Below are 12,111 nucleotides of genomic sequence, written 5' to 3' on the forward strand. Positions count from 1 at the left end.
GTGAGATGAGTGGCGACAGCAATATGGCGCCGGTCATCATCAAGCGTAAGAAGGTCGTCTCGGGCGGCGGGCACCATGGCGGGGCCTGGAAGGTGGCATATGCCGACTTCGTGACCGCGATGATGGCTTTCTTCATGCTGATGTGGCTGTTGAACGCAACGACGGAAAAGCAACGCAAGGGGATTGCGGATTACTTCACGCCGACGGTGGCGATGGCACGCGTTTCGGGGGGCGGGAACGGTCCTCTCGGAGGGGATTCGGTCTTTGCCGAGAACACCTTGCCGCGCATGGGCACCGGCGCGACCAGCCTGCATCCGAATGCCGAAAACCGCGCCCGCGGCAGCTTTGCCGATGGCGAGACCGCCGAGGCCGAGGCCGAGCAGGAGGCCTTCGAACAGGTCGAGGATCTGCTGATGGGCCGGGGTGGCGAAAGCATGGTCGCCGATGACATGCTCAAGCATATCGTCACCCGCGTCACCGACGAGGGGCTGGTGATCGAGTTCTTTGGTACCGAGGCGGCACCACTGTTCACCGGCGCCGATGCGCCGACCCAGCTGTTGCGCGATCTCTCGCTGGTGCTCGTGCGCGCCGCGTCTCTGGTTACGAACCCTGTGGCGGTCGAGGGGCATGTTGCCGCCTCGCCGGTCGTGCTGGCGCGCAACCCGTCCTGGGACGTCTCGGGCCTGCGCGCCACAGCCTTCCGAGAGCTGCTGGTGCGCAACGGGCTGGGGGCCGAACGGGTGCATCGCGTGACCTCGCATGCCGATCGCGAGCCCGCCCATGCCAACCTCATGGATCCGCGCAACAACCGGATCGAGGTCGTCTTCCTGCGCAGCGACTGACCCGCGGAAAGCTTGGGAGCTGTTAGCCCGACGTTAAACCACAGCGCGTATCTGTTGTCCGAGAATTTGATCGAGACAGCAGAAAGGCGTGTCCATGACGATTTCATCCTCTCTCAATGCCGGTGTCGCGGGGCTGGCGTCCAACGCGACCCGGCTTGGGACGATTTCCGACAATATCGCGAACGCGTCCACCAAGGGGTACAAACGGGTCGAAACGGATTTCTCCTCGATGGTCATGTCGTCGAACGGCAGCGGGTATACGGCGGGCGGGGTGCGCACGACGACGACGCGGCAGATCGACCAGAGCGGCGCGCTGGTGGGCACGACCAACGCCACCGATCTCGCCGTGCGGGGCAACGGCTTCTTCCCCGTGGCCGAAGCGTCCGAGTTCGTAGCGACCAATGATGCCCAGATGTACCTGACCACGACAGGCTCGTTCCGCGTCGATGCCGATGGCTACCTGCGCACCGAATCCGACCTGCTGCTGCAGGGCTGGCCGGCCAATGCCGACGGCACCGTGCCCTCCTATCCGCGTGACACGGCAGACAGCCTCGAACCCGTCCGGATCAACCGCAACCAGGTCACGAGCGAGCCGACCACGGCGATCACGATGGGCGCCAACCTGCCGGCCTCGGCTACAATCGTGGGCGCCCCCGGCACGGCGGAAAGCCTGCCGATCGAGTATTTCGACAATATGGGCCGGTCCGAGACGCTGACCGCCAGCTTCTCGCCGACCGTTCCCGCGGCAGGCAGCCCGCCCTCGAACGAATGGACGGTGACGATCGACGATTCCGCGACTGACCCGGCCGCCAATCCGATCGCCGAATACACCATCGCCTTCAATGCCGGGCCGACCGATGGCGGTACGCTGGGCACGGTGACCACGGTCTCGGGCGGCACCTATGACCCGGTCACCGGCACGGCCATCGTCACCGTGGCCGGCGGCCCGGTCGAGATCACGCTGGGCCGCCCCGGCACCAGCGAGGGTCTGACCCAGGTGGGTGAGAGCTTTGCTGCTCTCAACACCTCCAAGGACGGGTCGGCCGCCGGTTCGATGACCACGGTCGAGATCGACGAGAACGGCTTTGTCCACGCGCTGTTCGACACCGGCGCCTCGCGCGTCGTCTACCAGGTCCCGCTGGTCGATGTGCCCAACCCCAACGGGCTCGTCGCGATGGACAAGCAGATCTACATGCCTTCGCCCGAAAGCGGCAGCTTCTTCCTGTGGAATGCCAGTGATGGGCCGGTGGGCGACGTGGTGCCCTTTGCGCGTGAGGAAAGCGCTACCGACGTGGCGAACGAGCTGACGGCGATGATCCAGACCCAGCGGGCCTATTCCTCGAACGCGAAGGTCATCCAGACCGTCGACGAGATGCTGCAGGAAACCACGAACATCAAGCGCTGACGCGTTCCGCGTCGGCCCTGAACGGAGGTCGCTAGATGTCTCTCACAGGTGCTTTGTACAACGCGTTCAGCGGTCTGCGCGCGAACGGCCTTGCCGCCGGTTTGGTCTCGACCAATATCGCCAATGCCGCGACCGAAAGCTACGGGCGGCGCGAGCTGGGCCTGACGCCGGGTGCGCAGGGCACGCATGGCGGGGTGCGCGTCACCGGCACCATCCGGCACGAAGATGCGATCCTGCAGGGCGATCGCCGGCGCTCCGACGCGCGGCTTGGTGCCGCGCGGGATGCGTTCGACTTTGTCCAGCGGCTCGAGACGCAGCTGGGCACATCCGGAACTCCGGGTTCTCTCGGTGCGCGGGTCAACGCGTTCGAAAACACCCTGCTCACAGCAGCGTCGAACCCGGCCTCGACCCAGCGGCTCGAGGCGGTGGCCAGCGCGGCCCGCGACCTTGCCACGAAACTCAACGACCTCTCGGCCGAGGTGCAGGATGCCCGCCAGACCGCCGACCGGACCATCGCGAGCCAGGTCGAGACGCTGAACGACACGATGCAGCGGCTCGACCGGATCAATACCGACATCGTGCGCGCCGGTACCACGAACACCGATGTCACCAGCCTGCTCGATGAACGCCAGAGGCTGCTGGACACGGTCTCGGAAATCGTGCCGCTGCGCGTGGTGACTCGCGAGAGCGGCGAGATCGCCGTCTTCGCCGCAGCCGGCGCAGTTCTCCTCGATGGCCGCCCGATGGAGGTTGGCTTCACGCCGAGCACCGCTATCGGTCCGGGGGCCACGCTGGCCAATGCCGCCCTGTCCGGGCTGACGCTCAACGGGGTCGGCGTGGACAGCACGCCCAATGGGATGTTCGCCGGCGGCAGCCTTGCCGCGCAATTCGAGATCCGGGATGGCACGGCGGTCGCGATGCAGGCCCGGCTTGACGCCGTCGCCCGTGATCTTGCCGAACGGCTCGGCCCCGCCGGTCCGGACACCACGCTGGCCGGCGGCGACCCGGGGCTCTTCACCGACCAGGGCCTGGCCTTCGATGCAATCAATGAGACCGGGTTCGCTGGTCGGATCGCGCTCAACGCGCTGGTCGCGCCGGGCAGTGGCGGGACATGGCGGCTGCGTGACGGCCTGGGTGCTGCAACCCAGGCTGAGGTCGGCAATGCCGCGCTGTTGCAAGGCCTCTCGGCCGCGCTCGAGGCCGCCGTGCCACCGGGCTCGTCAACCTTGGCCCCCGTCGCCCGGAGCTTTGCCGACCAGATGTCGGATTTCTCGTCTGCCATCTCGGGGCAACGCGTGCGGGCCGAGGGTGCGCTGACCTACGCGACCACGCAGAACACCGCGCTGAAGGAGCTGGAACTCTCCGAGGGCGTGGATACCGATCAGGAGCTGCAGAAACTCATGCAGATCGAACAGCTCTACACCGCGAATGCCAAGGTCATGTCCGTGGTCGATGACCTCTTCGACCGGCTGATCTCGATTTGAGGAGAATGACATGGACTCGGTAGGAGATTTGGCCCGCGCGCTGGTGCTGCGAACCAACCAGGTTCGGCTGCGTGAGGAAATGGATCAACTTGCGGTCGAAGTGTCGACCGGGATCGTCAAGGATCCGGCCCGGCATCTCGGTGGCGACCTCACCGGCCTTCAGGCCATCGATCGCTCCCTGGCCCGGCTGGAGAGTTTTCGCGTCAACACCACCGAGGCCGCTTTCCTCACGGATGCGATGCAGACCGCGCTGGACGAGATCCAGAGCCGCAGCGAAACCCTGTCGCAGTCCCTGATCGCGGCGGACCTGACCCCCAACGACGCGCTGCTCGGCACCATGTCCGAAGACGCGGCGAACGCGCTGGATCAGACGCTGAACGCGCTCAACAGGTCTGTCGCAGGGCGCTTCATGTTCTCCGGCACGGCGACCGATCGCCCCGCGGTGCAAGGCTTGCCGGCAGTACTGGCCGACCTGCAAGGCACGCTGGCCGGCCAAACCACCGTTGCGGGGATCGATGCCGCGCTGGATGCGTATTTCGGCCCCGGCGGCGGGTTTGAGACGGCCATTTACCAAGGGTCGAATACGGGCCTTTCGCCTCTCCAGCTGAGCGACAGCGAAAGCGCAAGCGTGGATATCCGCGCCTCCGACCCGGTGTTCCGCAAGGTCTTGCAACCTCTGGCCATGGCGGCCTTGGCCGCGGACGGAACGCTGGCGCTTGATGGCAAGGTGCAGGTGGAGCTTTTGGCCAAGGCCGGGCGTGACCTGCTGGCGGCCCAGCAGGACGTTGTGGAGCTGCGCGCAGGGCTCGGCGCGCTCGAGGCGCGGATCGAGGAGACGACCGCGCGCAACGCTTCTGAGCGGACCGCCACCCAGCTGGCGCGGCTCGATCTGGTGGGCGCCGACCAGTACGAAGCCGCCACCCGGTACGAGACCATTCGCGCCCAGCTGGAAAGCCTTTACGCGATCACCGCGCGGTCGCAACGGCTGTCCCTGGCGGAGTACCTGTGATGGTCAAACGCCTCCTCTTCCTGCTTCTGCTGACGCTGCAGGCCGGCGCGGCCGCGGCACAATCCGTGCGCATCAAGGATCTGGTCGAAGTCGACGGCGTGCGCGCCAATGATCTCGTGGGCTACGGGCTTGTGGTGGGGTTGAACGGCACGGGCGACGGGCTGCGCAATTCGCCCTTTACCGAGGAAATCATGTCCAACATCCTCGAACGTCTGGGCGTGAACGTGACGGGAGAACAGTTCCGCCCGCGCAATGTCGCAGCGGTTCTGGTCACCAGCCGCCTGCCGCCTTTCGCGCGGATCGGTGGGCAGGTGGATGTCACGGTTTCCGCCATCGGCGATGCCAAGAGCCTGCTGGGCGGGACGCTGATCATGACGCCGCTGAACGCGGCGGACGGGCAGATCTACGCGGTGGCGCAAGGCACGGTCATCGCCGGCGGGGTCGGCGACGAGGGCGACGCGGCCCGCGTCGTCCAGGGCGTGCCCACCGCCGGCGTCATTCCCTCCGGCGCCCGGGTCGAGCGCGAGGTTGCCTTCGATTTTTCCAAGCTCTCCACGCTGCGGCTCGCCCTGCGGGAGCCGGACTTCACCACGGCGGCCCGGATCGAGGACGTGATCAATCGCGCGGTGGGCCGCCACGCGGCGACGATGCTGGACGCCGGTACGGTCCGCGTGAACCTCTCGCAGACCGGGGCCCGCTCACCGGCGCGCGCGGTGGTGGCCATCGAGAACCTGCAGGTCGAGCCGCAGCGCCGGGCCAGGGTCGTGGTCGATCAGCGCTCTGGCACCATCGTCATGGGGGCGGATGTGCGCATTTCCCGGGTCGCGGTCTCTCAGGGCGGGCTTACGCTGCGCATCGAAGAGGCGCCGCTGGCCATCCAGCCGAACCCGTTTTCCGAGGGCGAAACCGTCGTCATCCCGCGCACCGGGGCCGCGATCGAGGAGGATCCCGGCATCAGCCTGGCCGAGGTTCCGACGGGCACCTCGCTCTCCGAGGTCATTGCCGGGCTCAACGCGCTGGGCGTCAGCCCGCGGGACATGATCGACATTCTCAAGAGCATCAAGGCCGCAGGCGCGCTTCATGCCGATTTCGTCGTGATGTGACCAACGGCAACCGCAACTTCATCGCACGCTGAGCGCCACGAACAGGGAATTACCGAATGCTGGGTATCATCGGGATCGTCGTCATCTTTGCCATGGTCTTTGGCGGCTATCTTGCGGCCGGCGGCAAGCTTGGCATCATTCTCAAGGCCCTGCCGTTCGAGTTCATGATGATCGGCGGTGCGGCAACCGGCGCCTTCCTGATCAGCAATGACGGCGCGACAGTGAAGCACACGCTCAGGGATGTCGCCAAGGTGTTCAAGGGCGCCAGGTGGAAACCCGATGATTACCGCGACCTTCTATGCCTCCTGTTCGAGCTGATCCGCCTGGCCCGACAGAATCCCGTCGCGATCGAGGAGCATATCGAGGCGCCTTCGGAGAGTTCGATTTTCGGAAAATACCCGAAGATCCTGGCAGACAAATACGCGATCGAACTGATCTGCGACACGATGCGTTCGGTCTCGATGAATTATGACGATCCGCACCAGGTCGAAGAGGTGTTGGACAAGCGGCTGGACAGCATGGAGCATCACGCCCTGCATCCCAGCCACGCGCTTCAGAACATGGCGGATGCGCTGCCTGCGCTCGGCATCGTGGCCGCCGTTCTGGGGGTGATCAAGACCATGGCCTCGATCGACCAACCGCCCGAAGTGCTGGGCAAGCTGATCGGTGGCGCTTTGGTGGGCACGTTCCTTGGCGTCTTCCTTGCGTATGGTCTGGTCGGTCCCTTCGCCGCCAAGGTCAAATCCGTGGCCGAAGAGGACATGCATTTCTACCATCTGATCCGCGAGGTCCTGGTCGCCAACCTCTATAACCACGCCACCAATATCTGCATCGAGGTGGGTCGCCAGAACACGCCCGGACACAACCGGCCCAGCTTCGAAGATCTCGAGGAGGCGCTGAAATCGGTCAAGCAGGAGGCCGCATGACCCGGGCTTTCCTTCTGTTTTTGCTGATGGTCTGGGGAGCGGCGGTGGCCGCCCAGACGGCCAAGGTCCGCTCCGGCGAACATGGTTCCTTCACGCGTCTGGTCCTGGACGTCCCTGGCGAGACCGAGTGGCAGGTCGATGTCGCCGAAGATCGTCTCTTGCGGCTTGCCCTGTCGCCGGGTGATTGGTCGTTCGACCTGTCCGATGCGTTCGATCGGATCGACCGAAGCCGCGTTGCTGATCTTCGCGCGTCAGCGGGTTCATCCACTCTCGATATCCCGCTGGCTTGCGATTGCGTTGCCAACAGCTTTCGCCTGGGCGACCGGATGCTCGTGATCGACATCGCGCCTTCTGACACCGTCGACACCAATGCGGATCGGTCGGACGCCCTGCCCACCGGTCTGACGGCTGACTTGACCCAGGTCCGCGTTGGTCAGACGCCCGGGATCGGCCCGCGCCGTGTGGCAGCCCCGGTGACACTCTTTCCTGTCGACATGGCGGGGCCGTCCGTTACCAGCTCTCCGGCGATCACCAACCAAGCAACCGATATCGCGGATAGTCTAGCACGCGATGTCGCCGCCGCGGCGACGCGCGGATTGCTCGAGCCAGTGGGTTCGCCCAGTCGCGTGACGGCCCAAGAACCTGCGGAGCACCGAGAGACCACCTCCGGCCCGGTCGCGGAAACACCCGGGCAAAGTGACATCATCGAACGGTTTTCAAGAGAGGCCGCACGGCTTGGTCTCGAGGTGATCGAGGACGGGCGCATCTCGGCCGGTGCGCAAGATTGTGTCCCTGATGAAGCGCTGCGGATCGCGGATTGGGCGGCTACCGATCAAACGGTATCTGCCGTGCTTGCCGCAACAGGTTCAGCCATCTTCGGCGAGTTTGATCGGATCAACGGGGCCGCTGTCAAGCGACATGCCCGCGCATTGCTGCAATTCGGTTTCGGCGCCGAGGCGCGTGCGACACTGGCACTCGATCCCGATGGCCCGGACGAAACGCTCCTGTCCCTGTCCTATCTCGTCGATCTCGAGAACGATCCGGCGAACAGGTTCGCTGGGCTGACGGATTGCGAGTCGGCGGCGGCGCTCTGGGCGCTGCTGGACCATGATCCAACGGGGTCTGCAGTCGTGAACGAGGCAGCGCTGATACGTGCGCTTGAAAGACTTCCGAGGCATCTTGCCCTGCATCTCGGGCCGGCCTTGGCGCGGAAACTCATTGCTCTGGGCCAGGTCGGGCTGGCCGGAGACATGTTGCGGCGGCTCGAACGTATGGCAGGTCAGCGGACGGATGAGATCGCTTTGGGCCGGGCCGAACTTGCCCTGGCCCGGGGCGATGCAGCCGAAGCAGAGCCGATCCTGGACGATTTGATCGAACGTCCCGGTCCGGTCACCCCGGACTCCGTGCTTGCGCGGGTCGATGCCGCGCATGACAGCGGCGCAGCCCTGCCCGACCGCGTGATCGAACTGACGGACAGCTACGCCAAGGAGTTGAAGCATACCGAGGCTGGACCGGATCATGCCGAGGCGCATTTCAAGTCCCTCATTGCGAACCGGGATTTCGCCGGTGCTTTCGACGCGCTGGACAGCTCGGATACGCTTCCCGCGGCGCGACGCGAGGAGCTCGTGAACCGGGCCATTCCGCGGCTGGTGGGCGAAGCTGGCGACATGGAGTTTCTCAAGGTTGCCATGCCCGTGATCCGAACGGGCACTCTTCTTGATCGGGCGGCAACCAAGGCTCTTTCTCGGCGGCTGCTCGATATCGGTCTGCCGGATGTCGCGTTCGACTTGCTTCGACGCGTGCCGCCCTCCGATACGGATCGCACGGTGCGGCTGCTCATCGCCGACGCGTTGATCGACCTGTCCCGACCAGGCGAGGCTGAGACCTTGCTGATCGGCTTGACCGGAGATGACGTGGGCCTGTTGCGCGCCCGCGCCCGCTTCGAGATGGAGGATTACGAGTATGCTCGCGCGATGTACGATCAGCTTGGCCGATCCGAGCAGGTGTCCACCGCAGCCTGGCTGGCCGGGGAATGGCCGATCCTGATCGAACGGGAGGATCCGATCCTTGCTGCAGCCGCCCGCCTTGCCGAGTCCGACAGCGCGATAAACCCCGAGGCGGATATCACCCTGACGGATATCAGCGCCGCGATCGACGAGACCTCTGCCACACGATCCGTGCTTGAGGCGCTTCTGGCCCAGACCGATGTTGAACAAAGCGAAACCGAACCCGTTTCCTCACCCTGATCGGCACGTGTCGCAAAATGACCGTCCCTTTCCCGTACTGCTTGACGGCACCTCAAAAGGGCGCCGACGCAACCGAGTTCGTCGCGAGCGACGATCCCTTGACGAATGTCGATCAGTGCCAAGCCGCTGCGTGGACCCTCGGCCTCAAACCCAACAGCGAAAGCTGGCTTACGCAATCTTAATCAAGTTTCTGCAAGACATGCCCTGAAGGCGCCGCGCGCCCCGTTAACCGAGGATGCTGCAATGACCCTCACAGGCACGTCTCACTTCAAGCCCACCGTTCTGATGGCCTTGGCGCTGATGGCGGTCATCATCATGATGATCCTGCCCATGCCGTCCTGGGTGCTGGATATCGGGCTGGCCGCGTCCTTTGGACTGGCCATCCTGATCTTTACCGTGACGCTGTTCATCGAACGGCCGCTGGATTTTTCCGCCTTCCCGACCATCCTTCTGACTTCGCTGATGCTTCGCCTGTCGCTCAATGTCAGCTCGACCAAGCTCATCATCGGCGAGGGGCATACTGGCACGCATGCCGCCGGCGCGGTGATCCAGGGCTTTGCGAATTTCGTGATGGGCGGCAGCGTGTTCCTCGGCCTTGTCGTGTTCGGCGTTCTGATGATCGTGAATTTCGCGGTGATCACGCGCGGCTCGGCCCGCATGGCCGAGGTTTCGGCCCGTTTCGCGCTGGATGCGATGCCGGGCAAGCAGCTGGCCATCGATGCCGACATGTCCGCGGGCGCCATCGACCATGCCGAGGCCAAGGCGCGGCGCGAGCGTGAGCAGCAGGAGACGACGTTCTTCGGCTCGCTCGACGGGGCGTCGAAATTCGTCAAGGGCGATGCGGTGGCGGGTCTGCTGATCACGGTATTGAACCTCGTCATGGGCATCGTCATGGGCACGGTGGTGCATGACCTGCCGCTGGGACAGGCGCTCGAGACCTACGCGATCCTGACCGTGGGCGACGGACTGGTTTCGCAAATCCCGGCGGTCATCATCTCGATCGCCGCGGGTCTTCTGCTGGCGCGCGGCGGGGCAACGGGCGCGACCGACGTCGCGGTGGCCAGCCAGCTGGGTCGACACCCGGCGGCCCTTGCGGCGGTGGGCGTGCTGATGGCGCTGTTCGCGCTGGTGCCGGGCCTGCCCTTCCTGCCGTTCATGGCCGGGGCGCTGGTCCTGATGGGCACGGCCTGGTATCTGGCTGACCGGCGCCGGAAAGAGGCCGCCGCGCCCCCGAAGCCGGATGAGAACGCGACCGCCGTACCGGCCAGGCGGCCCATGGGCGACGTGCTCGATCTCGACGACATCCACGTGGAATTCGCGCCCGATCTCGTGAACATGGTACTGGACCCGGGCACCGGGCTCGACGTCCGGATCGCCAATATGCGCACGCATATCGCGTCGAATTTCGGCCTGATCCTGCCCGAGATCCGCCTGACCGATGCCGCCGCCCTGCCCACCGGAACCTATGTCATCCGCATCCACGGGGTCGAAATGGCGCGCGGCGAGCTGAACCCCGATCTGGTTCTCGCGCTGGTGCCCGACGACACGGCGGCGCTGCCGGGCGGGCAGGACGTGACCGAGCCGGTCTATGGCGCACCGGCGCGCTGGATCCGCCCCGAGGAGCAGGAGCGTGCGGCCATTACCGGGGTCACCATCGTCTCGCCGACCGAGGTGCTGGCCACGCATCTGCTGGAAATCATCCGCCGCAATTTCGGCCGGCTGCTGACCCTGAAGACCCTGCGCCGCCTGCTGGACGAGCTGGTCTCGCTCTCCAACCCGGCCCGGGCCGAGGCGAACCGCAAGCTGCTGGACGAGCTGATCCCCGACAAGGTTCAGATCGACACGCTGCACCACGTGTTGCGGCTGCTGCTGGACGAGCAGGTCTCGATCCGCAACCTGCCGCTGATCCTCGAGGCGATCGCCGAGATGCGCGGTCACCAGAACCAGGCAGAGGCGATCTGCGAACATGTGCGCCAGCGGCTGGGGTTCCAGCTGGTCGCAGGGCTGCGGCGCGAGGACGGGACCATTCCACTGATCCAGCTGGCCCCGGAATGGGAAGAGACCTTCCTTGCTTACCAGATCGAGGGCACGCAGGGCGCCATGGACGTGGCCCTGCCGCCCGACAAATTCGAGACATTGACCACCGCGCTGGCCGAGCAGATCGGCGAGTCCAGCAAGCGCGGCGTCAATGCCGCCGTGGTCACCTCGTCCCGCCGGCGGCGCTTTCTGCGCACGATCATGGCGGCCAAGGGGATGACCAACCCGGTGATGAGTTTCGAGGAAATCGGGCTCGAGGCGCGCCCGGCCCTGGTCGGGGTCGTGGCGGCATGACCGGCCTGCCCGCCCTGGTCGATCCGCTGGCCGGCATGGCCTGGGCGGCTCTGCTGGTCTTCCTGCGCGTCGCGGCCGCGATGTTCGCCATTCCCGGCTTGGGCGAGCAGGTGATCTCGGTCCGGGTGCGGCTGGTGCTGGTGCTGATGCTGACAGCCATCGTCGCCCCGGGCGCCCCGTTTCTCGACACCCTGCCGCCTTTCCGGCGTGAGCTGTTCTTCCTGGGCCTCGCGACCGAAACCCTGTCGGGCCTCTTCCTGGGCCTCGTGCTGCGCTTCTTCATCATGGCGATCCAGACCGCGGGGTCGATCGCGGCGCAATCGACCTCGCTTGCGCAGTTGATGGGCCAGTCCGGGCTGGACCCGCTGCCGGCGGTCGGCCACATCCTGACAACGGCGGCGCTGGCCCTGTTGATGAGCACCGGCTTTCACGTCAAGGCCGCCGCCTTCTTCGTGCAGACCTACCAGATCCTGCCCGTGCTGAGCTTTCCCAACCCCGCCGACATCGCCGAGGCCGGGCGGCAGCGCGTCTCGGAAAGCTTTGCGCTGGCCTTCAGCTTGGCCGCGCCCTTCGTGACCCTGTCGGTGATCTACAATCTGACGCTTGGCGTGATCAACAAGGCGATGCCGCAGCTCATGGTGGCCTTTGTCGGCGCGCCGGTGATCAGCTTCGGGGCGATCGCCATGCTGCTGGTCTCGGCGCCCGTCATGCTGAGCGCGTGGCTCACGGCGTTCGAGCGCTTCCTCGCCGTGCCCTTCCGGTAGC

The 12,111-nt window shown here is 65.7% G+C and carries 9 protein-coding genes; all 9 read left to right on the forward strand.

The features are described 5' to 3' along the window. The first annotated feature begins 5 nt into the window (after positions 1 to 5). Positions 6 to 842 carry a flagellar motor protein MotB gene (locus AVJ23_RS17065; RefSeq protein ID WP_058863423.1) on the forward strand — a complete coding sequence of 279 codons (837 nt, stop codon included), beginning with the start codon at positions 6 to 8 and terminating at the stop codon, positions 840 to 842. A 94-nt stretch (positions 843 to 936) separates the two neighbouring features. Beyond that, a complete protein-coding gene (locus AVJ23_RS17070; RefSeq protein ID WP_058863424.1) occupies positions 937 to 2,247 on the forward strand; it encodes a flagellar hook protein FlgE in 1,311 nt (436 codons plus the stop codon). Between the two features lie 35 nt (positions 2,248 to 2,282). Then, complete coding sequence (gene flgK, locus AVJ23_RS17075; RefSeq protein ID WP_058863425.1) at positions 2,283 to 3,731, forward strand: flagellar hook-associated protein FlgK; 1,449 nt, start codon at positions 2,283 to 2,285, stop codon at positions 3,729 to 3,731. 10 nt (positions 3,732 to 3,741) lie between these two features. Beyond that, positions 3,742 to 4,740, forward strand: coding sequence for a flagellin (locus AVJ23_RS17080; RefSeq protein ID WP_058863426.1), 999 nt, complete (start codon positions 3,742 to 3,744; stop codon positions 4,738 to 4,740). After that, positions 4,740 to 5,843, forward strand: coding sequence for a flagellar basal body P-ring protein FlgI (locus AVJ23_RS17085; protein ID WP_058863427.1), 1,104 nt, complete (start codon positions 4,740 to 4,742; stop codon positions 5,841 to 5,843). Before AVJ23_RS17080 ends, AVJ23_RS17085 begins: the two co-directional genes overlap by 1 nt. 56 nt (positions 5,844 to 5,899) lie before the next feature. After that, positions 5,900 to 6,769, forward strand: a complete 870-nt coding sequence (gene motA, locus AVJ23_RS17090) for a flagellar motor stator protein MotA (RefSeq protein WP_058863428.1) — start codon at positions 5,900 to 5,902, stop codon at positions 6,767 to 6,769. Beyond that, the gene (locus tag AVJ23_RS17095; RefSeq protein ID WP_058863429.1) at positions 6,766 to 9,015 is read left to right on the forward strand and encodes a hypothetical protein; all 2,250 of its coding nucleotides are present in this window, start codon (positions 6,766 to 6,768) and stop codon (positions 9,013 to 9,015) included. Before motA ends, AVJ23_RS17095 begins: the two co-directional genes overlap by 4 nt. Before the next feature lie 243 nt (positions 9,016 to 9,258). After that, positions 9,259 to 11,346 carry a flagellar biosynthesis protein FlhA gene (gene flhA / locus AVJ23_RS17100; protein ID WP_058863430.1) on the forward strand — a complete coding sequence of 696 codons (2,088 nt, stop codon included), beginning with the start codon at positions 9,259 to 9,261 and terminating at the stop codon, positions 11,344 to 11,346. After that, positions 11,343 to 12,110, forward strand: coding sequence for a flagellar biosynthetic protein FliR (locus AVJ23_RS17105; protein WP_058863431.1), 768 nt, complete (start codon positions 11,343 to 11,345; stop codon positions 12,108 to 12,110). Before flhA ends, AVJ23_RS17105 begins: the two co-directional genes overlap by 4 nt. Position 12,111 lies beyond the last annotated feature (1 nt).

Origin of the sequence: Pseudoponticoccus marisrubri (genome assembly GCF_001482405.1) — a bacterium.
GTDB classification, from domain to species: domain Bacteria; phylum Pseudomonadota; class Alphaproteobacteria; order Rhodobacterales; family Rhodobacteraceae; genus Pseudoponticoccus; species Pseudoponticoccus marisrubri.